Here is a 25,029-nt window from a genome sequence, read left to right on the forward strand (position 1 = left end):
TCCGCTTCGGGACAAATGACGTGTGCCACGAAAGAAGTCGGCAAGACATCGCCGGCGCGCGGGCGTCCGGTCATGACGATGCGGGGGAAAGGAGGCCCGCATGAGCCTGTCGCTCGACCTCACGGACCCGGCCACCTTCGTCGAGCACGACCCGCACGCGTTCTGGCGGCGGGTGCGCCGGGAGCGGCCCGTGCACTGGCACCCGGCGGCCCCGGGGCGCCCCGGCTTCTGGGTCGTGGCCGGCTACGACGACGTGCAGTCCTGCCACGGCGACTTCAAGCGGCTGAGTTCGGCCCGCGGCAACGTGCTCGACGTGCTGCTGCGCGGCGGGGACTCGGCGGGCGGCACGATGCTCGCCGTCACCGACCGTCCCCGGCACCGGCAGTTGCGCGCCCTGATGCTGCGCGCGTTCTCCCCGCGGGTGCTGGACCACGTGGTGCGCCGGGTCGAGGAGCGCACCGCGGAGCTGATCAGGACGGTCGCCGAGCGCGGCTCCTTCGACTTCGCCGCCGAGGTCGCCGAGCACGTGCCGATGAACACCATCTGCGACCTGCTCTCCATACCCGTCGCGGACCGCGCCGACCTGTTGGCGTGGAACAAGGCGGCGCTCTCCTCCGACGCCCCGGACAGCGACAGGTTGGACGCGCTGGAGGCCCGCAACGAGATCGTGCTCTATCTGATGGACCTGGTCTTCGAGCGGCGCGAGAACCCCGGCGACGACGTGATCAGCATGATCGCCGGCGCGGAGGTCGACGGCCGGCCGCTGACCCCGCAGGAGATCGCGCTCAACTGCTACAGCCTGATCCTCGGCGGGGACGAGTCGTCCCGGATGACGGCGATCAGCTCGGTCCTCGCCTTCGCCCGCCACCCCGACCAGTGGCAGGGGCTGCGCAAGGGGGCCGTCGACGTCGACACCGCGGTGGAGGAGCTGCTGCGGTGGGCGACGCCGGGGATGCACTTCGCGCGCACCGCCGTGTGCGACTTCGACCTCGGTGGGCAGCGGGTGCGCGCCGGTGACGTCGTCACGTTCTGGACGACGTCGGCGAACAACGACGAGCGGGTCTTCACCGCCCCGCGCGTCCTCGACCTGGCCCGCACCCCGAACCGGCACCTCACCTTCGGCCACGGTCCGCACTTCTGCGTGGGCGCGGCCCTCGGCCGGGCCGAACTCGGCGCGCTGCTGCGGGCCCTGGTGACGTTCGTCGACGAGATCGAACTCGACGCGGAGCCGGCGCGGATCTACTCCAACTTCCTCTACGGCCACAGCTCCCTGCCCGTCACCTTCCGCCCGCGGCTCCGGTGAACGCCCCCGGAGGAACCCCGGCAACAGTCCCCCCGCCTCCGAAAGGCAGCGTGACCATGCTCGACGGATTCGTGCCCTGGCCCGATCACCTCGCGGCGGAGTACCGGCGCACCGGGCTGTGGTCGGGTCGACCACTGGGCGACCTGCTGCACGACTCCTGCGTCCGCAACGCGGAGCGCGTGGCCGTCGTCTGCGGCGAGCGGCGCATGACGTACGCGGAGCTGTCGCAGCGGGCCGACCGGCTCGCGGGCGGCCTGCTGGAGCGGGGGGTGAAACCGCTGGACCGGGTCGTCGTGCAACTCCCCAACGTGCCGGAGTTCGTGGTCGTCGTGTTCGCACTGCTGCGGGCCGGCGTCATCCCGGTGCTGGCGCTCCCCGGCCACCGCAGGTCGGAGATCGCCCATCTCGTCGAGCACTCCGGCGCGGTGGCGTACGTCGTGCAGGACCGGTTCGGCGGCTTCGACTACCGCCAGTTGGCGCGGGAGGTGCCCGGCGTCCCGCAGGTGTACGTCAGCGGTGACGCGCAGGAGTTCACCCCGCTGGCGTCCGTCGGCTGCGAGGGCGCCGCGCTGCCGGCGGTGGACCCGGCGGCGCCGGCGCTGTTCCTGCTGTCCGGGGGCACCACCGGGCAGCCGAAGCTGATCCCCCGCGCCCACGACGACTACGGATACGTGATGCGGGCCTGCGCCCGGGCCGTGGGCGCGGACGAAGGGCTGACGTACCTGGCGGTCAACCCGGCCGCGCACCAGGCGGCGTTGGCGTGCCCCGGGGTTTTCGGGGCGCTGCTGCTGGGCGGCAAGGCGGTGCTGACGTCGTCGGTGCGCCCGGACGAGGTGTTCCCCCTGGTGCACCGGGAGGGCGTCACCATGACCACGGTCGTGCCGGCCGTGCTGCGGCTGTGGACCGAGTCGGGGCGGGCGTCCGGCGATCTGTCGCGGCTGCTCGTGCAGGTCGGCAGCGCACCGCTGGACGCGTCGCTGGCACGCCGCGCCGGCGAGGTCCTGGGCTGCCGCGTCATGCGCTGGTACGGCATCAGCGAAGGGCTGTTGACGCACACCAGGTTCGACGACCCGGCGGAGGTGGCCACGGGCACGGAGGGGCGTGCGATGTCGCCGTACGACGAGGTGCGCGTCGTGGACCCGGCGGGGGCGCCGGTGCCCGACGGGGAGGTCGGCGAGATGCAGTCGCGCGGCCCGTACACCATTCGCGGGTACTACCGGGCGCCCGAGGAGAACGCCCGGTCGTTCACGTCCGACGGGTTCTTCCGCACCGGGGACCTCGTCCGGCGCACGCCCGAGGGCAACATCACCGTCGTGGGGCGGGTCAAGGACGTCATCAACCGCGCCGGCGAGAAGGTGTCGGCGGAGGAGGTGGAGCGTCAACTCCGCACCCACCCCGCGGTGCAGGACGCCGCGGTCGTCGGGGTGCGGGACGCCGTCCTCGGGGAGCGGACCCATGCGTTCGTGGTCGTCGACGGGGGCGAGTTGCGGGCGGCGGCGGTGAAGGCGTTCCTGCGGGAACGCGGGCTGGCCACGTACAAGATCCCCGACCGGGTCGTCCGGGTCGACGAGCTGCCGCGCACCCCGATGGGCAAGGTCGACAAGAAGGCACTGCGCCGGCTGGTGGGCGCCTGAGGCGTCCCGTGCGCAAGCGGGAGCCGCCGGACCCACCGGCGGCTCCCGCTTCCGTACGGCACTGCACCGCCCAAAGGGCTGAGTTCACGGGGAGTCCCGCACGTACCACAGCTCGGGGAAGGACGGTGTGAAGACCGCCCTGCGCAGGAAATCGGCGCCCGCGGTGCCGCCCGTGCCGCGCTTCGTGCCGATGACGCGCTGGACCATGACGACGTGTCGGTACTGCCATTCCTGGAATGCCTGGTCGAGGTCGACCATCGCCTGGAACATCTGCTCCACGACGCCGTCGTCTTCGTGCAGGCCGCTGAGCGCGGACGGCATGTCTTCGGGTGAATACCCCTGGGCGGAGAGATAGTCCTGGAAAGCGTCGAAGACGCTGGGCTCGGCCGCCCTGGTTTCGACCCTCTCGCGGTCCGCGCTGCCTTTCGGGAACTGCTCGGCCGCCGATGCGCCGCGCCGGCCGAGTGCGACCTCGATCTCCCGGAACTGCGCTGAATAGAAGCCGCTGCCGCCGCCCAGCTTCGCGCGGAAGGTCTCGAACCGTTCGGAGGACATCGTCTCCAGCACGTCGATCTGTGCCGTCAGCGCCTTGATGATCAGCCGGGAGCGGCGCAGGGTGCGCAGCGCGGGGCCGCTGTCCGCCTTCCGCAGCATCGGCCGCAGGCCGTCCAACTCGTGCAGCAGCTCCTTGAACCACAGCTCGTGCGACTGGTGGACGACGACGAAGAGCAGCTCGTCCGGCTGGTCGGTGTTCGGCTGTTGGCTGGCGAGCAGCCTGTCGAGAGCGAGGTAATCACGATAGGCGTCATAACCGATACGGGAATTGGTCACAGCGGTTCTGCCCCCTCACCGGACATTTACCGTATGACAGCATGGCGATACCGGGGCGCCTACGGTTTCTTTCACCTCTCCTTCATGACGTTCCGTCATGGCACGGACGGCTGACATCATCCACATTCCCATGGTCGGGAGAGATGGAGGACCGGGCCCCATGAAACCTGGCTTCGACAGGAGCGACATCATTCAGCGGACCGTCCCCGAATTGTTCGAGGCGGTCGCCGCGCGGTCGGGGGAACGGGCCGCCGTGCTGTTCGAAACGAAGACCGTCACCTATGCGGAGCTGAATTCCGCGGCCAACCGGCTGGCGCGCTGCCTCATCGACCGCGGCGTGGGACCGGACCGCGTGGTCGCCGTCTGCGCACCCAAGTCGGCCGATCTGATCACCGTGCTCCTGGCGGTCCTGAAGGCCGGCGGCGCCTACCTCCCGCTCGACCCGGCGTACCCGTCGGAGCGGCTGGCGCACATGGTGGCCGAGGCGCGCCCGGTGCTGCTGGTCCACACCTCGGACGCGGGCGGCCTCCCGGCGGCCGGCGCCGACGTGCCGCGGCTCGCCGTCGACGATCCGCGGGTGCGGGCCGAGTGGGAGGGGCGCGACGACCGCGACGTCCGGGACGCCGAGCGGCTGCGCCCGCTGCGCCCCGAACACCTGATGTACGTCATCTTCACCTCGGGCTCCACCGGCCTGCCCAAGGGCGTCGCGGTGCCGCACGCCGGCGTCGCGACCCTGGTCGCCGCGCAGCGGGAGCGGATCGGGGCGGGCTCGGGCGACCGGGTGCTCCAGTGGGCGTCGATCAGCTTCGACGCCGCCTTCTGGGACGTGTCCCTCGCCCTGCTGTCCGGGGCCGCCCTGGTGGTGGCTGCGGCCGACGACCTGCTCCCCGGCGAACCACTGCGCAACACCCTGGTCGAGCAGCGGGTGACCCATGCGACGCTGCCGCCGGTGGCGCTGAGCGTCACCGAGTCAGACGGGGCACTGCCCGGCGGGACGCTGGTGTCGACCGGCGACGCCGTGTCGCCCGCGCTCGTGCGCGCCTGGGGCAGCGGCCGGGCACTGCTGAACGGCTACGGTCCCACCGAAGTCACCGTCGGCATCAGCCTCGGCGAGATCGCCGGCCCCGACGACATCGGCGTCGGCCGCCCCTTCCCGGGCTGCGCGGTGCGCGTCCTCGACGGGAGCCTGGCGGACGTCGGCGTCGGCGGGGAGGGCGAGTTCTATCTGTCGGGGCCGGGGCTGGCGCGCGGCTACGTGAACCAGCCCGGGCTCACCGCCACCCGGTTCGTCGCCGACCCGGCGGGCCCGCCCGGCAGCCGCACGTACCGCTCGGGCGATCGGGGCCGGCGCCACGCCGACGGCGAGCTGTACTTCACGGGCCGGGTCGACAACCAGGTGAAGGTGCGCGGCTTCCGCATCGAACTGGGTGAGATCGAGGCGCGGTTGGCCGGCCACCCGGCCGTGGACCTCGCTTGCGTCGTGGTGGAGGGGGACGTCGCGACCGCCCGCGTCATGGGGTACGTGACCACGTCGACCGGGGCCGACGTCGACGGCGCCGAGCTGCGGCGGCACGTCGCCGCCGCGCTGCCCGAGCACATGGTGCCGTACACCGTGGTGGTGCTCGACCGCTTCCCCACCGACCCCAACGGGAAGGTCGACCGAGCCGCGCTCGCCGCCGCCCGCGCCGAACCCCCGGCGCCGACCGGGGCCGGCGACGCGGACCTGTGCGCACTCGTGCAGCGGATCCTCGGCGTCCCCCGGGCCCGCCCTCAGGACAACTTCTTCGACCTGGGCGGCCATTCGGTGCTCGCCACGATGCTGGCCCGCCAGATCCGCAAGGAGTACGACGTGGTGCTCCCGATGCGCACGATCTTCCAGGCCGCGACCCTCGCCGACCTCGCGAACCTCATCCACACGCCTCCCCGCCCCGACTCCGCGCCCCCGACCGACGACTGACCCAGCGCCCCCGCGGCGCCCTCTGCGACCCGGTGGTGGGCTGCTCGCGCAGACGCGACACCGCAGCTCGCCGCACGGCGAAACCGCCGAACCGTCAGGAGGGGCCGCACCGGACCCTCCGAACACGACCCCGCACAAACAAAGTTGCCACACCGGCGGTCGATGTGCGCACTATCTCGCATGACCTCCCAACCCCGTTCCGCCGACTTCGGCATGCCCGAAACCGCCGCGGCCCGCCCCGCCCGCCCCGCCCGTCCCGCCTTCCCCGACTTCCCCCGCCACTTCGCCCGCACCCGGCGCTTCTCGCTCGGGCTGCCCGCGCACCCGACCGTCTCGCCGGACGGCGCCCGCGTCCTGTTCGTCCGCGGCACCTCCGGCACCGACCCGGTGCGCCGGCTCTGGCTGTACGAGGACGGCGAGGAGCGCGTGATCGCCGATCCGCTGCTGCTCGGGGGCGGCGGCGAGGACCTGCCGGAGGCCGAGCGGATCCGTCAGGAGCGGGCCAGGACCCGCACCACCGGCGTGGTGTCGTACGCCACCGACGCCGCGGCGCACCTGGTCGTCTTCACGCTCGGCGGCACCCTGTGGGCGGTGCGCACGGACGGCGGCGACCCGTGGCGGGTGGCGACCGCGGGCCCCGCGGTCGATCCGCGCCCCTGCCCCGACGGCTCCTGGATCGCGTACGTCACCGACGGCGCCCTGCGCGCGGTGCGCCCCGACGGCACCGGGGACCGGCTGCTCGCCGCGCCGGAGTCCGCCGAGGTGACGTACGGGCTGCCCGATCACACGGCGGCCGAGTCCATCGGGCGCGACCGCGGCCACTGGTGGTCCCCGGCCGGCGACGCGCTGCTCGCCGCGCGCGTCGACACCGGCCCCGTCCGCACCTGGTACGTCGCCGACCCGGCGGACCCGCAGAAGCCCCCGCGGGCGATGCGCTATCCGGTGGTGGGCACGGCGAACGCCCTGACCTCGCTGCACGTGCTGCGGCTCGACGGCGGCCGTACGCCGGTGCTCCTGCCCGCCGCTGCCGACGCGGAACACCACGAGCCGGGCCCGTGGACCGACCCCGCCTTCGAGTACGTGACGGCGGCCGGCTGGGACGCGTCCGGGCCACTGGTCGCGGTGCAGAGCAGGGACCAGCGGTCGCTGCACCTGCTCGCGATCGACCCGGCGACGGGCGCCACCACGGTGCTCCAGCGGGTGCGCGACCGGGTGTGGGTGGACGTGGTGCCGGGGGCGCCGGGGCGCACCGCCGCGGGCACGCCCCTCGCGGTCACAACCGACGGCGACGTGCCGGGGCTGCGCATCGGCGCCGACGCCACCCCGGCCGGGCTCCACGTCCGCGAGGTCATCGCCACCGTCGGCGACCGCGTGTGGTTCACCGCGAACGACGATCCGACCGAGGTGCACGTGTGGTCGTACGACCCCGGGCGCGGTTTCGTCCGCGTCAGCGCGGAACCGGGCGTGCACACGGCCGCGGTCGGCGGCGGCACCGTGGTCCTGGACAGCCTGACGGAGTCGGGCCCTTCGATGACGGTCCTCAAGGACGGCGAGCCGGTCGGCCGGATACCCGTACTCGCCGAGGAGCCGCAGGTCACGCCGGCGCCGGTACTGCTGCGGCTGGGCGAGCGGGAGTTGCGCAGCCAGCTGTACCTGCCGTCCGGTCACGAGCCCGGCGCCCGCCGGCTGCCGGTGCTGCTGTGCCCGTACGGCGGAGCGGGTCTGCAACTCGTCGTCAGGGCCCGCGAATGGTGGTCGTACGTGGCGCAGTGGTTCGCCGAGCAGGGCTTCGCGGTGCTGGTGACGGACGGCCGGGGCACTCCGGGCCGGGGCCGGGCGTGGGCGCGGGAGGTCCACGGGGACCGGCTCACACCGACCGTCCAGGACCAGGTCGACGCGGTGCACGCGGCGGCGGAGCGCTTCCCCGACCTCGACCTCGACGCCGTCGCGATCCGCGGCTGGTCGTACGGGGGGTATCTGGCCGCCGCTGCGGTGCTGTGCCGCCCGGACGTCTTCCACGCCGCCGTCGCGGGCGCCGCACCGGCGGACCGGCGGCTGTACGACACCCATTGGGAGGAGCGCTTCCTCGGCCATCCGGAGGTCTTCCCCGACGCGTACGACCACAACTCGCTGACGACGTACGCCGACCGGCTCGTCCGCCCGCTGCTGCTGGTGCACGGGGTGGCGGACGACAACGTGCACCTCGCCCACGTGCTGCGACTGTCGTCGGCGCTGCTGGCGGCGGGTCGGGAGCACTCCGTGCTGCCGCTGTCGGGGGCGAGCCACATGGTCACCGACGAGGAGCAGGCGGGGAACTTGCTGCGGCAGGAACTCGCCTTCCTGAAGAAGTCCTTGAAAGTTTGAGGTGTTGAACCCTTTCCGCTCCTGGCTCGTAAACATCACAACGAACGACGCCGGTCGGGCATCCGGCCGGGCAGGGACCGCGAGCCGAAGGAGCAGACCATGACCGCATCCCCCGAGGAACAGCGCCGCCGCACCGTCACTCGTAGGACCGTCGTCGCTGCGGCGGGCGGGGCGGGGCTGACGGCCGCGCTGACCGCGTGCGGCTCCGACGACGGCGGATCCAGCGGATCCAGCAGCACGGGGGACGGGGGCACCAAGGGCTCCGCCGCCGGTGGCTCCGCCGCGGGCGGTTCGACCGGTGGCAGCAGCGGAGGCAGCGGCCAGGCGGTGGCGAAGGTCGCGGACGTCCCCGAGGGCGGCGGCAAGGTCGTCGGCGACGTGGTGATCACCCAGCCGAGCGCGGGCCAGTTCAAGGCGTTCTCGTCGAAGTGCACCCACACGGGCTGCGCGGTGCGGGGCGTGGCGAACAACGTGATCACCTGCCCGTGCCACAACAGCACCTTCGACGCGTCCGACGGCAGCGTGAAGGGCGGCCCGGCGACCGCTCCGCTGCCGGCCAAGTCCGTGCGGGTGGAGGGGGACTCGATCATCCTGGCGTAGCCGGCGGCCGCTCCTGCGCGGCGCGGCGCCAGCAGGCCAGGACCTCGTCGCTGGTGGTGACGGTGGCCACCAGGGCGAGGGTGTGGCGCACCATCGCGGGGGTGTAATCGGCGGGCACCCCCGCGATGGCGTCCCGGGGCACGACAGCGGTGTAGCCGAGGTTCACCGCGTCGAACACGGCGTTGGGCACGGCGACGTTCGCGGAGACCCCGGTGATCAGGAGCGTTCGACAGCCGAGGTTGCGCAGCAGGGCGTCGAGTCCGGTGTCCGCCAGCGGTGACAGGCCGTGCAGCCGGCGCACCACCAGGTCCTCGTCCGCCACCTCGATGGGCGGGGCGATGCACACGGCCGGCGTGCCGGGGTGCTGTCGTACGGGCAGCTTGGCGGCGGCGCGGAACAGCCGGGCGTTGCGGTTGGAGCCGCGTCCGTCGGGTCGGCGTTCGGCGACCGCGTGCACCACTTGGACGCCGGTGCGGTGCGCGCCCGCGACCAGTCGGGCGATCCGGTGGAGCGCGCCCGACGAACGGGCCTCTGCGGCGAGTTCGGGCAGGGCGGCGACGCCGTCGCCGACGACGCCGCGCTGGCACTCGACCGTGAGCAGCACGGTGGTGGCCGGAGCGAGGTCGACGAAGAGACGTTCGGTCGGGTCGCTGGACGCCATGCCGTCCCCCATTTCGTGAACCGGGTGCCGCGCGCCCGTTGCGCGGTGCCGCGGGTACGCCCATGATTTCTGACGTACTGTCAGTTTCCAAGAGGGCGTGGCCCGCAGGACGCCCGGACGGGAGCAGCCGTGGTCGCCACCCAGCGCCGGGGCCGTCGGATCATGATGACGCCCGCCGAGCGGGACGCCTTCCTCAGCGAGCAGCGCACCTGTCGGGTGGCCACCGTGTCGGCCGACGGCCGTCCGCACGTCAGCGCGTTGTGGTTCGTCTGGGACGGCGCCTCGCTCTGGCTGTACTCGATCACCCGCAGCCGCCGCTGGGCCGACCTGCGCCACGACCCCCGACTCGCGGTGGTGGTGGACGCCGGCGAGGAGTACGGGGAGCTGCGCGGGGTGGAGCTGTCGGGCACCGCCGTCTTCGTCGGGGAGGCCCCGCGCACCGGCGCGCCCTGCCCCGAACTGGTCGAGCCTGAGGGGTTGTTCGCCCGGAAGAACTTCGACCTGGACGCCATGCCGCACGACGGGCGGCACGCCTGGCTCCGACTCACCCCCGACGCCGTCGCCTCCTGGGACTTCCGGAAGCTCGCAGCCGAGCGGGGCCGTTGACGCCGAACGTCGCACGGGAAGGCGTCACGCCTCCTCCAGCGCCCGGGCCGCGCCGGTCAGCGCCGCCAGGGTGGCCCTGATCGAGGGGCGCCGGTCGGCGTCGGCGCGCCAGACCGCGTACACGTGCCGTCGCATGCCGCGGCGCACCGGGACGAGCGCGACGCCGTCGGGCACCGGCCCCCGCCCCAACCGCGGCGCGACGCACACCCCGCACCCGGCGGCGATCAGGGCCAGTTGGGTGTGGTGCTCCGCCGCGAGGTGCGGGATGCGGGGCTCGATCCCCCGGGAGCGCAGGGTGAACGTCAACCACTCGTGACAGAACTCGCCCTCGGGCCAGGACACCCAGTCGTCGTCGGCGAACTCCTCCAGGTCCACCTCGTCCCGGCCGGCGAGCGGGTGGTCGACCGGCATGGCGACGTCCGCCGCGTCGTCGAGCAGGTGCGCCTGGGCGAGCCCGGCCGGCACGGGCAGCCTCTTGTTGGTCCAGTCGAGGACCACGGCGAGGTCGCAGTCGCCCCGGATGACCCGGTGGATGCCCTGCTCGGGCTCCAGTTCCTGAGTGCGTACGCGCAACTCGGGGTGGCCGGCGAGCAGGGCCTGCACCATCCCGGGGAACAGGCCGCGCGCGGCCGTGGGGAAGGCGCCCACCCGGACTTCGCCGACCACCTGCCCACGCTGGGCCTCGATGTCCGCCTGCGCCGACTCCACGTGCGACAGGATGCGCGCCGCGTGGTCCGCGAGCAGTTGGCCGGCGTCGGTGAGGCGCACTCCGCGCCCGCTCTTGGCGAGCAGTTGCTGCCCGACCTCGCGCTCCAGCTTCGCCAGTTGCTGGGAGACGGCCGACGAGGTCACGTGCAGCCCGTCGGCGGCCTTGCTGACGGAGCCGTGCCGGGCGAGGGCGTCGAGGGTCCGCAGTCGCTCCAGATTCAACATGTAAGCAATGCTAAGCGAACGAGCGAAGTATTTCTCGCTTGTGCTACGAGATCGCGAGGGTGACAGTTGACGTCATGACCAGCGTCAGACGCCCTCCCGCCACGGCCCCCGCCTCCTCGCCCGCCGCCCCCGCCCGACCCCGTCGCCCGTGGAGCTTCCGAGGACCGGGCCGCCGGCTGGACTGGCGCCTGCGGTTCGCCTTCCTCTCCACGGTGTGGGGCTTCAGCTTCCTGATGACCAAGGTCGGCACCCAGGGGTACGCACCGTTCCAAGTCACCCTGGGACGGCTGGTCTTCGGGACGGCGGTGCTCGCCGCCGTCCTCGCGGTGCGCCGCGAGGGGCTGCCGCGCGGCGGCCGCACCTGGCTGCACCTGACGGTGTCGGCGTTCTTCCTCAACGCCCTGCCGTTCTCGCTGTTCGCCTACTCGCAGGAGACGATCCCCTCGGCGCTCGCCGCCATCTGCAACGCCACGTCACCGCTGTGGGGCATGGTCCTCTCGCTGGTCGCGCTCTCCGAGGACCGTCCCACCAGGCGCCGGGTCGCCGGCCTCGGCCTCGGCTTCCTCGGGGTGCTGACCGTGCTCGGCGCCTGGCAGGGCTTCGCCGGGATCGCCCCCACCGGCACCGCGCTGGCGCTGCTGGCCTCGTTCAGCTACCCGGTCGGCTGGATCTACGTCCGCCGCAACCTCGCGGGCAGCGCGCACTCGAACCTCTCGCTGACCACCGCACAACTCCTGCTCGGCACGGTCCAACTGGCCTTCGTCACTCCGCTGTTCACGACGTTCCCGACCTCCTTCCCGATGGTGCCGCTGCTCGCCGTGGTCGGCCTCGGCGCCCTCGCGACCGGCATCGCGATGCTGGTGCAGTACGGGCTGGTGGCCGAAGTGGGGCCGACGACCGCGCAGATGGTCACGTACTTCACCCCCGTCATCGCCACGGTCGCCGGCGTGTGGGTGCTCGGCGAACGGCTGAGCTGGAGCGCACCGGTGGGGGCGCTGATCATCATCGCTGGGGCGGCCCTGACGCAGTCCCGGCCGAAGGGTGCGGGCGGCACTCGACCCGTCGCCGGGACGGCGGGCACCACGACCGAACCCGGGCACCCCGACGCCGCGCCGGAGCCGGCCCCGGCCTTGGCCACGGCACCCGCACCGGCCTGCGCCGCCGCACCCCGTCAGCCGTAACTCCGTGCCCGCCGCACCCCGTCAGCCGTAACTCCGCGCCCGCGGCGGCCCGACAGCCGCCGCGACGGCGTCCGCGAGCCGAAAGACGTCGCCGCCGTCGCCACTCAAGCCCTCGCCGCTGCGCCCCTCCTCGCCAAGGCCCTCGTCGCTGAGGCCGGAGACGGTCAGCCGCACCCCGGGGGGAGTCGCGACCCGGAAGCGGGCGCCGGGCGCCACCGCCCACCCGGCTTGCAGCAGCCGCGCCACGGCGCCCGTCTCGTCGGCCACGGGCACCCAGACGTTCATCCCCGTACGCCCGAAGGCCGCGACCCCCCGCTCCGCCAGCGCCGCCACCAGCGCGTCCCGGCGTCGCCCGTACGACCGCGCCACCGCGCCGGGATCGACGGCGTCCGTCCGCCACAACTCGACCACCGTGCGCTGGAGCAGTCGACTGACCCAGCCCGGGCCGACGAACTGCCGCCCGGTGACCCGGTCGACGGTGACCGCGTCCCCGGTGAGCACGGCCACCCGCAGATCCGGCCCGTACGCCTTCGCGGCGGAGCGGACGAAGGCCCAGTGGTCCGTGGCCCCGACCAGGGGGTGCAGCGGCACGTCGACGATGCCGTGCCCGTGGTCGTCCTCGATCAAAAGGGCGTGCGGGTGGCGCCGCAGGACCGCCCGCAGTTCCTCGGCCCGCTCGGCGCCGACGGCCGCGCCGGTCGGGTTCTGCGCGCGGGCGGTGACGACGACGGCCCGGGCGCCGCCCTTCAACGCCCGCTCCACGGCAGGGGGCTGCGGCCCGTCGTCGTCGACGGGCACCGGCACGGGCGTCAACCCGAGCGCGGGGATCAGGTCGAGCAGACTGCCCCAGCCCGGGTCCTCCACGGCGACCGCGTCACCGGGCCGCAGATGTGCCGCGAGGACCCGCTCCACCGCGTCGAGCGAACCCGAGGTCACCGCGATCGGCCCGGCCGGCACGCCGTCGACGTCCAGGGCCGCGCGGGCGAGGCGAGCCAACTCCGGATCGACGGTGGGACCGCCGTACGTGCCGTAGCCGGGGGTCTGCCGGCCGTGCCGCGCGGCCGCGAGGAGGGCGTCGTCCAGCGGCGGCAGCAGGGCGGGGTCCGGCTCGCCCCCGCTCACGTCCCGCACCCCCGGCGGCGCCTCCACCCGGATGGCACCCCGGGACGTACTGATCGGCCGAGCGCGCACCCGGCTGCCGCGGCGCCCCGCGGTCTCGATGATGCCGCGCTCGCGCAGGACCCGGTACGCAGCGGCCACCGTGTTCGGATTCACCTCCAGCCTGGCCGCCAACTCCCGCATGGGCGGGAGCAGTTGACCGGGCTCCAGCCCACCGGCAGCCACCCCGCGCTCGACGCTGGCGGCGATCTCCGATGCGCGCCGCCCTTCAATCCGATACTCTCCTAGCACAAAAGACATTATGCACTAGCGCAATGGAGTTCGCCATGGCAGAGCCGATCCAACCGACGGAAGCGGGCGCAGGGACCGGCGCGGGCGCGGACTCGGGTTACGAGCCGACCGAGCGCACCGTCCCGTCCCGCTCGCGCGAGCGGGCCGCGTACGACCGGGCGACGGTGCACGCGATACTCGACGCGGCCTACCTGTGCCACCTCGGTTTCGTCCGCGAAGGAGCGCCCGTCGTCCTGCCGACGCTCTACGCCCGCGTCGGCGAGTGCGTCTACGTCCACGGCTCCACCGGCTCCCGCCCGCTGCGGATGGCCGGCGAGCCGGACCCCGGCCTCCCGGTCTGCCTGACCGTCACCCACCTCGACGGACTGGTGCTGGCGCGCTCCGCGTTCCACCACTCGATCAACTACCGCTCGGTCCTGGTCCACGGCGTGGCCCACCCGGTCACCGACCCGGCCGAGAAGGCCCGCGCGCTCGACGCCCTCGTGGAGGCCGTGGTGCCCGGGCGGGCGGCGGACTCCCGCCCGGCGAACGCCAAGGAGAACGCGGCGACGGCCGTCCTGCGGCTGGACCTCGCCGAGGTCTCCGCGAAGATCCGCACGGGCGACCCCAACGACGACCCGGAGGACATGGACCTGCCGCACTGGGCGGGCGTCGTTCCGGTGGCCCGTACGTACGGCACGCCGATCCCCGCGCAAGACCTCTCCGCACCGGTCCGACTCCCCACCTACCTCACCCACCTCTGACCCCGCCCCGCGCCCTCCCGGCAGCACCCTGATTCGCTGCCTCCGGCGCCCACCTTGCGGGACGAGGGATTGGGGGCGCGGGTAACTGCGCGACCAGCCCTCCACCGGCCGGCGGGGATCAACACTCCGCAGGGATCGGCGGGTGTGTCAGGGCGCTGGGGCCCCAGGCCCTCTGGAGCCGGGGCGGGGGCACCCCCGCGGGGCGGACCTGCACGAGCGGCCACAGAAGGGCCGCAGACGCGACACCGCAGCCCGCCGCACGGCGAATCCGCGCTACCCCCCGGCGCGCCCCACCGGCAGCGCCCCCTCCGCGGTCGCCCCAGGCGCACCCGCCCCCGAAGCGACCGGCCCCGACGGCGCCTTCGGCGCCTGCGACTGCGCGATGAACGCCCCCACCAGCACCAGCGCTCCGCCCAGGATCTGCGGCAGCGACAGGTGCTCCCGCAGCAACACCCACGCCAGCACGGTGGCGACCACGGCCTCCAGACAGGCCACCACCCCGGCGACCTGCGGCGACAGCTTGCGCACCGAGACCACGCCGGTGACGTACGCCAGCACCGTCGCGAGCAGGACGACCCAGGCGAGCAGCAGCCACGCCTCGACGCTGGTGCCGCCCATGTCGACCCGCCCGCCCAGCACCGATGCGTCCATGCCCCACGGTCGGGCGATCACCGTCAGCACGAGCGCGCCGATGAGGAGTCCGTACGCGATGACGCCGAGCGGGTCCGCCCGGTCCTCCCCCGCGCTTCCGTGGTCGGACAGGATGAAGTAGCACGCCTGGCAGCAGGCCGCGCCGAGCGCGAGGAGCAGCCCGAGGACGTCGAAGCTCAGCCCCGCCCACACCTCCACGACGCAGCCGAGGCCGGTGACCGCGATCACGACGCCCAACGCGGCGGCCCGCGTGACCGGCCTGCGCTGGACGAAGCGGATCCAGCCGAGGACCAGCGCCGGCCCCAGGTACTCGACGAGGAGTGCGACGCCGACGGGGATGCGGGAGATCGACGCGAAGTAGAACGCCTGCACGCCCGCGACGGCCAGCAGGCCGAAGCCCAGCAGCAGTACGGGCCGACGGCGCACCAGGTCCCGATGGCGCCAGGCGAGCGGCAGCATGACGACCGCGGCACCGGCCACCCTCAGCCACACGACGTGCAGCGGATCGAGCCCGGCCTCGATCAACGGCTTGGCGGCGACGCCCGAACCACCGAACGCGAGCGCCGACACCAGGGCGATGCCCAGGCCCGCGCCCTTCCCCGAAGAGTGCATCGGCACATCATGTCAGCGCACGTCAGGACCGTCGACCCCAAGACGCATGTCGAGACGGGGGCGACGCACCCCGCGAAGCGTCGGGAATCAGCCACGCGACGAGCGAACGCCCGCTGCATCCCCACTGCCCTCGCTATCGCGCTCCGGCACCCGCCGCGCCGGCGTCGCCCCGCCCACCGGCGTCGACCCGCCGGGCCAGCCCCGCCGCATCGACGCCGGCGCGGCGCAGCACCTCCATCGCCCGGCACTCCGGATCGGCGGCAAGGCTCGCGAGGACGTCGACCCCGGTCGCACGGGCGGCGCCGCGCAGCCCCGCCCGCCGTACCGCGCCCTCCAGCGCGTCGACCGCGGAGGGGGACCAGGCGCCCGCGCCCCCGACGGCCCGGGGCCCCGGGACGCGCACCACCGGCACCGCCCCCGAGTCCTCCACCGAGCCCTGCCACCGCAGGCCGTAGCCGATGCTGCGCTGAACGAGATAGCCGAGGACGCGGGCGACCTGCGCGCCCGGGCCGAGCGCGGCGCGCACGGCGGGGTCGGACTCGACGAGGGAGTGCAGCAGGTGGGCGGTGTCGATCTGGCGCCCGCCGTCGCGCAGGGCCCGTCGGCGCGCGCCCGTGACCATCGAAGCCAGCTCCGGGGTCAGTCGGGCGTCGGTCTCCGTACGGGGCACGGCGAGCTGTCTGGGCAGTCGCGGGGTAGGGCGCGGCACGTCTCCCACCCCATCAGTCCAGGACGGGACAAGCATCCCCGTACGGGGCCATCTACCCATCCCGCGGAAGTTGGGCAGGCGGGGACCATTCCTCCTCCTTGCGGATGAGATCGCGACAACTCGCACACCCGACGCGCGCGCCGCCTTGCCCTCGCGCGCCCCCTGGAATCCGAATGCACCATACAGATGCCTCGGGCAAGCAACCGGACGGGAGGCGGGAGCGTCCCCCGGGACATGTTCTGGTTGGTCGCGCTGCTCGGAACGGACGGGCAGGAGTACGTCTACCGGGTGTACGCCCCGGCCACCGCGCTGCGCGCGGACGTCTTCTGGGCCGCCTTCCACTGCCACGACGAAGGGCCGCACCCCCGGGCCTCCGACTGCTTCGACTCCGCCGAGATCTGGCTCCACCAGCTGGTCGAGCAAATCTGACTCTCCGTCAGTATTGAGTGTTGCGGGCGGTGCGGCTACGTTCCGCTCCACCGTGACCCGACACGAAGGGGTGGTCCCGCATGGCCGAAGTCAGCGCCGAGGCCCGCATCGGGGCGCCGGCCGAGAAGGTCTGGGCCCAGCTGACGGACTTCAGCAGCCACGACCGGTGGAACGCCACGCACACCGGCTTCCCCCAGGGCGCCCCCGCCGGCCTGGAACTGGGCACCGCCTACGTGGAGAACATGAAGCTCATGGGCTTCCCCGCCGAAGTCTCCTGGACGGTGGTGGAGTTCGAGGCGGGCCGACTCCTCGGCATCAAGGGAGCGGGCCCGATGGGCGTGAGCGTCGGCAACCGCTACCGCCTCACTCCACAGGGGGACGCGACGCTGGTGCGCATCGAGGGGGAGTTCACCGGGGCCGCGGTGTCCTTGATGGCCGGCCGCCTCAAGGACTCGGCGACGGCCGCGCTCGACGAGTCCCTGCGCAAGCTCGCCGACCTGGTGACCTGACGCGCCCAGCACCCCGGACGCGGCGGGCGTCACCCCCGAGCACGTCCACCCGGGGGCGACGCCCGCGCGCCGCCGTCACCTCAGCCCTCGTCGGCGAGGATCAGATAGAGCTTCTTGCGGGTCTCGTTGATCGTGTCGAGGGCCTTCTGCCGCTGCTCGGGGCTGCCGGTCTTCCAGACCTGACCGAAGGCTTCCATCAGCCCCCAACCCGCCTGCCGGACCTCGTTGACGGTGTCCCAATCGACGCCGCGACCGGCCTCCTCCCACGGGGCGTCCGGCCCCGCTTCGGACTCGGCCCGCCCGGACTCGGTGAGCGTGAAGAGCTTCTTGCCGCCCTCGCTCGCGCTCGTGATCAGCCCTTCGTCCTCCAGTAGCTGGAGGGTCGGGTACACCGAGCCGGGGCTGGGCTTCCACGCCCCGCCGCTGCGCTCGCCGATCTCCTGGATCATCTCGTACCCGTGCATCGGCCGGTCCTTCAGCAGCGCGAGGATCGAGGCCCGCACGTCACCGCGCCGGGCCCGACCCCGCCCGCCGCCCCGTCCACGACCGCCGCCGAACGGCCCGCCGAAGGGTCCGCCGAACGGCGGACCGAACTGCCCGAACGCCCGGCGGCGCCCTTCGAAGCCGCCCCACCCCTGATGTCCGGGCCCGCACGCCCCAGGGCCACCTTCGTGTCCATGCCCATGTCCATGTCCTTGAGAACGCATCTCGCGCTCCTTTCATCGTCGATCTTTCGCGATACCTCAACGATATATCGGAACAGCTCGTTCGACAAGAGGGGCCAGCCACCTCTGACTCGTCTCAGTGAACGTTGACCCGCGGTTGCTCCACGTGCGCGACGGACAGAAGGTCCATCGCCGGCGCCGGTCAAACTCCGCTGGGTGCGGCTCGTCTTGAGGGATGGGCTGACCTGCGGAGACGTTGATTGATGTCGGGGTGGGCAGGCCGAGCCCCTGAGGGATGGTGCGCGGTCGGCTCTGGCAGGTCATCCGCAGGCCATCGACCCCGGCCGCTCTCGGCAGGGGCCCCGATGCCCGTTCGGGCAGTAGGTGTGATCCCGGGGCTTCTAGCGGGTGGCACGGCGAGTTGGTAGGCAGGGTGTGAACACCGCCACGTCTCCTCGGAAGGCCGCCCGTTGCGCGCGCATGATCCCGCGAAGAAGTCCGACCGAGCAGCCCCCGGCGACCGTCTGCGCGCGCCCGCCCCTGCGGCGCCGCGGCACGTGGTCGGCCCGGCGGCGCAGATACTCGCCCTTCAGCGCACCATCGGCAACGCCGCGGTGGCCCGCCTGATCGATGCGGTCCGGCACCCGCATGAGCCGGGGTGTCACGAGGAGGCACCGGTGCAGCGGTCCGCCGTCGAGGAGGTGCTGCGCGGCCCGGGGCGGCCGATGGCGGCGCCGCTGCGGGCGGAGATGGAGTCACGACTGGGCGCCGACTTCTCCGACGTACGGCTGCACACCGACGCGGCGGCAAGTCGCTCCGCCTCCGGCATCGGGGCCCGGGCCTACACGTCCGGCAGTCACATCGTGCTCGGCCAGGGCGGCGCGGATCGGCACACCCTGGCCCATGAGCTGACGCACGTCATCCAGCAGCGCCAGGGGCCGGTGGCGGGCACGGATCACGGGGACGGGCTGGCGCTGAGCGACCCGTCGGACCGGTTCGAGCGGGCCGCGGAGGAGAACGCGGTACGTGTCATGAAAGACCCTGCGCCACCGGCCGCGCAGGCGGAGCCGGCCGCACGGCCGACGGCAGGCCCGGGCGCAGCACCGGTGCAGCGCCGACTGTCGTACAGCCCGTGGTCGAGGCAGTACATCCGGGACGGGGAGTTCATGGCGCTGCTGAAGGCGGCTGACCCGAACGCGCGGGCGGTGGGCATTGAGGCGCCGTACGCGTCCCTGGTCCAGCAGGTGGAGCAGGCCGGGCGGGAGGTGCACTTCCGGGAGAAGAAGCCGCCTAAGGGCGTGGCGATGTTCGCGGTGGAGGAGGGCGAGGGGTTCCTGTGGATCGACCCTCCCCCAGCCACGGCGGGCGTCGCGGAGCTGCGGAAGTTCGCCAGCACGCTGGCCCATGAGCTGCAGCATGCCGTGGATTTCACGGAGAAGCGGTTCCCGGCCGACCGGAACGCGGGATACCCGGGGGACACGGCCACGCAGCGGCAGCACGCCTCGATCTCGGCGGAGCTGCGCGCGTTCGGTGTGGAGGCGGCCGCCTCGGCGAAGCTGGCGCTCGGCGACCACTACGAGGAGAACGAGAAGCCGTTCAGCGATCTGGTGAAGAAGCTGCCGCCGTCGTCGATCTCGTCGATCCAGCAGACGATGGTGCAGGAATTCCAGATGATCGCCTCCTACGTGGTCGGCAAGCACAATCCGCTGCCGGCGTTGCGCAAATTCGGTGTGCACGACAGCCGGATCCTGGACCGCCTCTCCGGCTATCTCCTGCAGTACGGGCTGATGCCCGAGGCCGGCCCCGACAAGGCCATCGCCTGGCTGGAGGCAAACCCAAAGGTGGTCGAGTCCGGGCTCGTCGAGGGTGCAGAGCTCTTCCTTGCCCGCCGGCCGCAGTTGCGCAAGTGAGCGCACTGAGCCGAGGGCGTCAATGGCGTCCGCGACGCCAGTCCTGGACAACGTCCTGATCAACGGGTCTGCGGCGCTTCGAGGTCGAAGCCGTCGCGGGCGTGGCGGCGTCCGGAGTTCTTCGAGATCCGTGCGGGCCCAGTGTCCACCTGCTCAGGAGCGTCCCTCAAGAAGAACTGCACCCAACTCCGATGAGACGAAACAGCCGGTGGTCAACGTTCAATGAGACCGGTCGGACTTCCCTCAAACAGGCCAGCCACTGCGCATTGGCCTTGGCGACCCGCTCCCCGCGCCGCATACCGTCACCGCATGCGCATCCGAATCGTCGACGCCTTCGCTTCCCGTCCCTTCAGCGGCAACCCCGCGGGAGTCGTCCTCCTCCCCGGGGCCGACCGCTTCCCCGACGACGACTGGCTCCAGCAGGTCGCCGCCGAGGTGAACCTCTCCGAGACCGCCTACGCCCACCCCCTCACCGACGCCCCGGACTCCCCCACGTGGGCGCTGCGCTGGTTCACCCCCACCACCGAGGTCGACATGTGCGGCCACGCCACCCTCGCCACCGCCCACGTCCTGCACACCACGGGCACCGCGACCGGCACCGTCCGCTTCGCCGCCCGCTGCGGCACGCTGGTGACGACGGCGCACGAAGACGGCACGACCACCCTGGACTTCCCCACCGCGCCGCTCACCGAGACCGCCCCGCCGAGCGGCCTCGAAGCCGCCTTCGGCGTACCGGTGCTCGCCGTCCGCGACACCGGGCCGCAGGTCGGCGACCTGCTGGTGGAGGTCGCCGACGAGAAGACGGTCCGCAGCGTCGCACCGGACCTCACGGCCGTCGCGACGCTCTCCCGGCGCGGCGTCATCGTCACCGCCGCCGCCGAAGACCCCGCCCGCGGCTACGACTTCGTCTCCCGCTGCTTCTTCCCGAACTACGGCATCGACGAGGACCCGGTGACGGGCAGCGCCCACACCGCCCTCGCGCCCTTCTGGTCCGAACGCCTCGGACGCACCCGGCTCACCGGGCTCCAGGCGTCCGCCCGCTCCGGACTGGTGCACACCGAGGTGCGCGGCGAGCGAACCGTGCTGACCGGCCACGCGGTCACCGTCATCGACGGCGAACTGCTCGCCACCCCCTGATCGGCACCCCGGACGACGGCACGAGCGAGGGGCGTACGGATCGTTCCGCAGGCCCCTCGCCCCCGGCCGGCGCGCCCGCGCCCGCCCGGTCGCCTCACGCCGTGGGCAGCCACCCCACCTTGCCCGCGAGCAGCGCGTATCCGACGAAGGCGACGATGTCGAGCAGCGCGTGCGCCACCACCAGCGGCCCCACCCGCCCCCAGCGCCGGTACAGCAGCACGAACACCACGCCCATGACCAGGTTGCCGATGAAGCCGCCGATGCCCTGGTAGAGGTGGTACGAACCGCGCAGCACCGAACTCGCCACCAGCGCGGACATCGGGGACCAGCCCAACTGCGCGAGCCTGCGCAGCAGGTAGCCCACCACGATCACTTCCTCCACCACGGAGTTCTGGATCGCGGAGAGGATCAGGACCGGGAACTTCCACCACACGTCCGGCAGGGACTCGGGCACGACGGTCAGGTTGAACCCGCTGGCGCGGGCGCCGAGGTAGAAGGCGAGGCCGGCGCTGCCGATGCCGGCCGCCACCAGGGCGCCCCGCCCCAGGTCGGGCCAGGGCCTGGTGCGGTCGAACCCCATCGACCGGAGCCCGCCCGCCCCCTCCCTGGTCAACAGGTGCGCCACCAGCAGCACGGGCACCAGCGCGGTCGAGATGCCGAAGAGCTGCCACGCGAGGTCGAGCCAGGGCCGACCGGGGGCGTACGAGCCGTTCAGCGTGGCCGCCTGCTCCTTCAGCCCGCCCGGCTTCGTGAGCGATCCGACGAAGCTGATGAGCGCGGACACCGCACTCGCGCCCAGGGAGAGCGCCAGCACCAGCAGCAACTCGGACCGCAGGGTCCGGTGCGTCACGGCCTCCCGATCCAGGGGAAGGGCGTCGTCAGCCGCGCGTCCCGCCTCCGTGTGCACACGTGCCTCCCGGTTGAATGCCTGCGCTCATCCCATCACAGCAGGCCGGGCACGGTGCACACGGCAGGAGCTGACGTCCACCGGCAGGCGCGGGCTCGGCGGGGTCTTCAAAATGTTGACGCCCCGGCTTAGGCGCCGGGGCCGGGGAACCCCGTGGGCCAGGTGTGCACCGGCTCCCCGCGGTGCATCAGTTCGCGGTAGCGCCGGGTGGTGGCGGCCAGCGCCGCGTCCCTGCCGAGCCCCGCCTCCAGTGCCCGGTGGAAGGTCTCGGCCTGCCAGGTCGCCCCGTTGATCCGGCGCCGGCAGCGCTGCTCGATGACCCCGAGGTAGCGGTCGCGGTCGGCCGCGGAGACGTTCCACGCGTCCAGCCCCGCGGCGGCCAGCGGCAGCAACTCGTCCCGGACGAGTTTGGTGACGGGGACCGTGGTGACCCCGCCCGCCCGACCGGGCCGGGGCCAGCGCACCTCGGCGTCGATCCCGTCGCGGCACGCGGTGTCGAAGTTCTCCGCGGCCGCCTCGAACGGCAACCGGTTCCACACCGGTCGCGGCTCGTCCGCGAGGGCGCGCACCAGCCCGTAGTAGAAGGCGGCGTTCGCGACCACGTCCGTGACGGTGGGGCCGGCCGGCAGCACCCGGTTCTCCACCCGCAGGTGCGGGACGCCGTCCGCGACCCCGTACACCGGCCGGTTCCAGCGGTACACCGTGCCGTTGTGCAGGACGAGTTCATGGAGCCGGGGCACTCCGCCCTCGTCGATGACCCGCAGCGGGTCCTCCTCCTCGTCGCAGATCGGCAGCAGCGGCGGGAAGAAGCGCAAGTTCTCCTCGAAGAGGTCGTACGCGGACGTCACCCAGCGCTCGCCGAACCAGGTGCGCGGCCTGACACCCTGTGCCTGGAGCTCGGGCGGCCGGGTGTCGGTGGCCTGCTGGAACAAGGGCGGCCGGGACTCCCGCCACAATTCCTTGCCGAACAGGAAGGGCGCATTGGCCCCCACCGCGACCTGCACGGCGGCCACGGCCTGTGCCGCATTCCAGACGTCCGCGAACCGCGCCGGCGTCACCTGGAGGTGCAGTTGCACGGAAGTGCAGGCGGCCTCCGGCGCAATGGAGGCCGACGTACAGCTCAGCCGCTCCACCCCCGCGATGTCCAGGGCGAACTCCTCGCCCCGCGCCGCCACGATCTGCTCGTTCAGCATCGTGTAGCGCTCGTCGGCGGAGAGGTTGCCGCTCACCAGATCGGCCTGGGCGAGGGTCGGCAGAATACCGATCATCAGGATCCCGGCGCCGACTTCGCTGGCTTTGCGATCGGCATATCCCAGACCGGCCCGCAGCTCTTCGGCCAGCTGGTCGAGAACGTGCCCGCCGAGCCGGTGCGGCACGATGTTCACTTCCAGGTTGAACATTCCGAGTTCGGTCTGGAAATCACGGCTCGCGATGCGTTCCAACACTTCCGCATTCATCATGCGGGGCTGGCCGTCGGCGCCCACGAGATTCAGCTCGATCTCCAGGCCCATCAGATTCTTCGGCCGGTCGAAGCGCTTCTCGTCCAACAGTCGCGCCAGGCCCGCAAGGCACTGCTGCAACTTCCGCCGGTACCGCTGGCGATCGGACAGCTCGAAACCTTCGGTGACGACCTTGTCCCCCATCGAAGCGTCCTTCCTCGGGTGGGCGGCACACGGCGTCGGCCGCTCGGCTCCTGGACGATAATGCCCAGACTGACTGATCCATAACGCAGCGCAGACGGCCCGGGACCGTTAGTGTGGCGGCTAAGATCCCGCGGTCGACCAGCCGCGCGCCAGGAGCACCTACCCCCACCCGGATGCAATGGACACCCACCCCACGGCGACTGTGGTGAAAAACTCCGACAGGTTTCGGCCTACCGAGGTTCGGGCAAAATAGCAGGCCGTTGTGTGACGTACATCAGAAATCCGACACAACACCCTGCACACAAAGACCTGAATCAGCCTTGCCGCGAATGGTGCAGGACGCTAGCGGAAACATCGTGCGAACACGTGTCGTATAAACTCCGCTACTGAGGCATACGGTTGGCGCCCGGCGGCCTTTCCAGTGTCCTTGGCCCCCGCGTGCCGACAACGCCGTCCGCACTGGCGCCCTTTTCACCGATACACCCTGTCTCCCCGAGTGAGAGGCGACCCACCATGCCGCTGCATGTCCTCCAGGCCCCCGCGCCTGCTGTCCGCAGCGTTCTCGCGGCACTCAGTTCCCCGACCGCCGTCCGTGAGGACCGCACCCCGGCACTCAGGTCTGTCCAGGGACCCGTGAGCCCCGAGTCACCGCTCCCCCTCCACGTGCTGGACCAGGTCGTCACCGACGACTCCGGCCCTCGCACCCGCCCCACGGGGTGGCGCTTCCTGCTCCGCGGCGACGACCGCTACGTCGCCGCTGCGGAAACGCTGCTGACGCCCGACGGATGGGCCTTCTCGCACTTCTTCGAAGGCCCCTACCTCAGCTCCACCGAACTGGCCCTACGGCAGGCCGAGTCGTTCCCGACCCCGTTCCAGCCGCGCCTGCTGTCCGTACCCGCCCTCTACATGCTCACCCTCTGGCTGCACGGCGACCCGGAGGCCGACGCCTCCTCGACCGCGCTCGCGCCCACGGACGTCCTGATGCCGCTGGCGCCGGCGCCGCCGGGGATCACGGCCCACCGGCCCTACCGGGTCGCGGAACTCCTCCCGGTGATGACCCTGCGCCTCACGCCCGCGCCGCTCCTCGGTTCCCCCGCCTGACGGGGGGGGTCCCGAGCGGCTCGAACCGCACGCCGCACCGTGCGCCCCGCGACCGTCCGACGGTTGCGGGGCGCACGACCGTCCGCCCGGGACTAGCCCGTTCCGACCATCGTGAACCACCCGAAAGGACAGTCAAGTTGGGCTGAACCATCCAGGTGGGTGATGCGTCCCTGACGAGTGAGACGAGCTGTCGCGAAATCCCTGCGGATCGGCGCCCGTGGGGCAACACTGGGAGCAGTAGGACGGATACGGGGGACGACCATGACGGCACCATCGAGCCGCAGGACACACATCACACCAGAGCGAGAGATCCCAGCCATGTGCCAGCACCAGCCACCCTGCCCGACGTCAGATTCCGCCGACAGGGACGCCGCCCGTCTCCTGGCGCACCACCCCGAGCAGGGCTGGAGCCTGCTGTGCAACGGAGTGCTTCTGTTCGAGGACACGGGCGAACTGCTGCCGGACGGCCAGGTCATCGCGCCGCACCGACCGCTCCAGACCAGCACGGCCGCGTAGCTGCGCACGGCAGCGCT

General features: G+C 72.6%; 23 protein-coding genes. 14 read left to right on the forward strand and 9 right to left on the reverse strand.

Annotated features, from left to right (window positions below; genetic code table 11):
- The first annotated feature begins 100 nt into the window (after positions 1-100).
- Both ACH4E8_RS15415 and ACH4E8_RS15420 read left to right on the forward strand, forming a co-directional pair.
- Positions 101-1,303: a cytochrome P450 gene (locus ACH4E8_RS15415; protein ID WP_398448214.1), complete on the forward strand. Its 1,203-nt coding sequence runs from the start codon at positions 101-103 to the stop codon at positions 1,301-1,303.
- A 56-nt stretch (positions 1,304-1,359) separates the two neighbouring features.
- A complete protein-coding gene (locus ACH4E8_RS15420; protein WP_398448216.1) occupies positions 1,360-2,937 on the forward strand; it encodes a (2,3-dihydroxybenzoyl)adenylate synthase in 1,578 nt (525 codons plus the stop codon).
- A gap of 84 nt (positions 2,938-3,021) precedes the next feature.
- Here the strand turns inward: ACH4E8_RS15420 and ACH4E8_RS15425 are convergent, their stop codons facing one another.
- Complete coding sequence (locus ACH4E8_RS15425) at positions 3,022-3,768, reverse strand: tryptophan 2,3-dioxygenase (protein ID WP_398448218.1); 747 nt, start codon at positions 3,766-3,768, stop codon at positions 3,022-3,024.
- A 160-nt stretch (positions 3,769-3,928) separates the two neighbouring features.
- On the opposite strand from ACH4E8_RS15425, the gene ACH4E8_RS15430 reads away from it, so the two are divergent.
- From ACH4E8_RS15430 to ACH4E8_RS15440, 3 genes are all read left to right on the forward strand, one after another.
- Positions 3,929-5,725 carry a non-ribosomal peptide synthetase gene (locus ACH4E8_RS15430; protein WP_398448220.1) on the forward strand — a complete coding sequence of 599 codons (1,797 nt, stop codon included), beginning with the start codon at positions 3,929-3,931 and terminating at the stop codon, positions 5,723-5,725.
- Between the two features lie 213 nt (positions 5,726-5,938).
- Positions 5,939-8,089: a prolyl oligopeptidase family serine peptidase gene (locus ACH4E8_RS15435; RefSeq protein ID WP_398448331.1), complete on the forward strand. Its 2,151-nt coding sequence runs from the start codon at positions 5,939-5,941 to the stop codon at positions 8,087-8,089.
- A 99-nt stretch (positions 8,090-8,188) separates the two neighbouring features.
- Positions 8,189-8,689 carry a Rieske (2Fe-2S) protein gene (locus ACH4E8_RS15440; protein ID WP_398448222.1) on the forward strand — a complete coding sequence of 167 codons (501 nt, stop codon included), beginning with the start codon at positions 8,189-8,191 and terminating at the stop codon, positions 8,687-8,689.
- Here the strand turns inward: ACH4E8_RS15440 and ACH4E8_RS15445 are convergent.
- Complete coding sequence (locus tag ACH4E8_RS15445) at positions 8,676-9,350, reverse strand: cysteine hydrolase (RefSeq protein WP_398448224.1); 675 nt, start codon at positions 9,348-9,350, stop codon at positions 8,676-8,678. The two genes, ACH4E8_RS15440 and ACH4E8_RS15445, sit on opposite strands and share 14 nt — an antisense overlap.
- 129 nt (positions 9,351-9,479) lie before the next feature.
- Here ACH4E8_RS15445 and ACH4E8_RS15450 point away from each other — a divergent pair, with 129 nt between their 5' ends.
- The gene (locus tag ACH4E8_RS15450; RefSeq protein ID WP_398448226.1) at positions 9,480-9,956 is read left to right on the forward strand and encodes a pyridoxamine 5'-phosphate oxidase family protein; all 477 of its coding nucleotides are present in this window, start codon (positions 9,480-9,482) and stop codon (positions 9,954-9,956) included.
- 24 nt (positions 9,957-9,980) lie between these two features.
- Here the strand turns inward: ACH4E8_RS15450 and ACH4E8_RS15455 are convergent, their stop codons facing one another.
- Complete coding sequence (locus tag ACH4E8_RS15455) at positions 9,981-10,889, reverse strand: LysR family transcriptional regulator (protein ID WP_398448228.1); 909 nt, start codon at positions 10,887-10,889, stop codon at positions 9,981-9,983.
- Between the two features lie 74 nt (positions 10,890-10,963).
- Here ACH4E8_RS15455 and ACH4E8_RS15460 point away from each other — a divergent pair, with 74 nt between their 5' ends.
- Positions 10,964-12,070, forward strand: coding sequence for a DMT family transporter (locus ACH4E8_RS15460; protein ID WP_398448230.1), 1,107 nt, complete (start codon positions 10,964-10,966; stop codon positions 12,068-12,070).
- A gap of 21 nt (positions 12,071-12,091) precedes the next feature.
- Here the strand turns inward: ACH4E8_RS15460 and ACH4E8_RS15465 are convergent, their stop codons facing one another.
- A complete protein-coding gene (locus ACH4E8_RS15465) occupies positions 12,092-13,480 on the reverse strand; it encodes an aminotransferase class I/II-fold pyridoxal phosphate-dependent enzyme (RefSeq protein ID WP_398448232.1) in 1,389 nt (462 codons plus the stop codon).
- Between the two features lie 35 nt (positions 13,481-13,515).
- Between ACH4E8_RS15465 and ACH4E8_RS15470 the strand changes: the two genes are divergently transcribed.
- A complete protein-coding gene (locus ACH4E8_RS15470) occupies positions 13,516-14,223 on the forward strand; it encodes a pyridoxamine 5'-phosphate oxidase family protein (RefSeq protein ID WP_398448234.1) in 708 nt (235 codons plus the stop codon).
- A gap of 273 nt (positions 14,224-14,496) precedes the next feature.
- Here the strand turns inward: ACH4E8_RS15470 and ACH4E8_RS15475 are convergent, their stop codons facing one another.
- Together ACH4E8_RS15475 and ACH4E8_RS15480 are read right to left on the reverse strand one after the other, a co-directional pair.
- The gene (locus ACH4E8_RS15475) at positions 14,497-15,486 is read right to left on the reverse strand and encodes an EamA family transporter (RefSeq protein WP_398448236.1); all 990 of its coding nucleotides are present in this window, start codon (positions 15,484-15,486) and stop codon (positions 14,497-14,499) included.
- Positions 15,487-15,619: 133 nt separating this feature from the next.
- Positions 15,620-16,195: a Clp protease N-terminal domain-containing protein gene (locus ACH4E8_RS15480; RefSeq protein WP_398448238.1), complete on the reverse strand. Its 576-nt coding sequence runs from the start codon at positions 16,193-16,195 to the stop codon at positions 15,620-15,622.
- Between the two features lie 234 nt (positions 16,196-16,429).
- Between ACH4E8_RS15480 and ACH4E8_RS15485 the strand changes: the two genes are divergently transcribed.
- Together ACH4E8_RS15485 and ACH4E8_RS15490 are read left to right on the forward strand one after the other, a co-directional pair.
- Complete coding sequence (locus tag ACH4E8_RS15485; protein WP_398448240.1) at positions 16,430-16,624, forward strand: hypothetical protein; 195 nt, start codon at positions 16,430-16,432, stop codon at positions 16,622-16,624.
- A gap of 80 nt (positions 16,625-16,704) precedes the next feature.
- Positions 16,705-17,133 (forward strand): SRPBCC family protein, encoded by a 429-nt coding sequence (locus ACH4E8_RS15490; RefSeq protein WP_398448242.1) that lies wholly within the window; start codon positions 16,705-16,707, stop codon positions 17,131-17,133.
- An 80-nt stretch (positions 17,134-17,213) separates the two neighbouring features.
- Here the strand turns inward: ACH4E8_RS15490 and ACH4E8_RS15495 are convergent, their stop codons facing one another.
- On the reverse strand, positions 17,214-17,840 hold the full coding sequence (locus ACH4E8_RS15495; protein WP_398448244.1) for a PadR family transcriptional regulator: 627 nt from the start codon (positions 17,838-17,840) through the stop codon (positions 17,214-17,216).
- 428 nt (positions 17,841-18,268) lie between these two features.
- Between ACH4E8_RS15495 and ACH4E8_RS15500 the strand changes: the two genes are divergently transcribed.
- Entirely contained in the window at positions 18,269-19,708 is a 1,440-nt protein-coding gene (locus ACH4E8_RS15500) for a DUF4157 domain-containing protein (protein ID WP_398448246.1), read from the forward strand.
- 309 nt (positions 19,709-20,017) lie between these two features.
- Complete coding sequence (locus tag ACH4E8_RS15505; RefSeq protein WP_398448248.1) at positions 20,018-20,845, forward strand: PhzF family phenazine biosynthesis protein; 828 nt, start codon at positions 20,018-20,020, stop codon at positions 20,843-20,845.
- Positions 20,846-20,939: 94 nt separating this feature from the next.
- Here ACH4E8_RS15505 and ACH4E8_RS15510 read toward each other — a convergent pair whose 3' ends face one another.
- Together ACH4E8_RS15510 and ACH4E8_RS15515 are read right to left on the reverse strand one after the other, a co-directional pair.
- On the reverse strand, positions 20,940-21,752 hold the full coding sequence (locus tag ACH4E8_RS15510; RefSeq protein WP_398448250.1) for a CPBP family intramembrane glutamic endopeptidase: 813 nt from the start codon (positions 21,750-21,752) through the stop codon (positions 20,940-20,942).
- 128 nt (positions 21,753-21,880) lie between these two features.
- Positions 21,881-23,395, reverse strand: coding sequence for a glutamate--cysteine ligase (locus ACH4E8_RS15515; RefSeq protein ID WP_398448252.1), 1,515 nt, complete (start codon positions 23,393-23,395; stop codon positions 21,881-21,883).
- A 513-nt stretch (positions 23,396-23,908) separates the two neighbouring features.
- On the opposite strand from ACH4E8_RS15515, the gene ACH4E8_RS15520 reads away from it, so the two are divergent.
- Together ACH4E8_RS15520 and ACH4E8_RS15525 are read left to right on the forward strand one after the other, a co-directional pair.
- Positions 23,909-24,496 (forward strand): hypothetical protein, encoded by a 588-nt coding sequence (locus tag ACH4E8_RS15520; RefSeq protein WP_398448254.1) that lies wholly within the window; start codon positions 23,909-23,911, stop codon positions 24,494-24,496.
- 318 nt (positions 24,497-24,814) lie between these two features.
- The gene (locus tag ACH4E8_RS15525; protein ID WP_398448256.1) at positions 24,815-25,012 is read left to right on the forward strand and encodes a DUF5999 family protein; all 198 of its coding nucleotides are present in this window, start codon (positions 24,815-24,817) and stop codon (positions 25,010-25,012) included.
- Positions 25,013-25,029 lie beyond the last annotated feature (17 nt).

This window comes from Streptomyces sp. NPDC017979 (genome assembly GCF_044328175.1).
GTDB lineage: Bacteria > Actinomycetota > Actinomycetes > Streptomycetales > Streptomycetaceae > Streptomyces.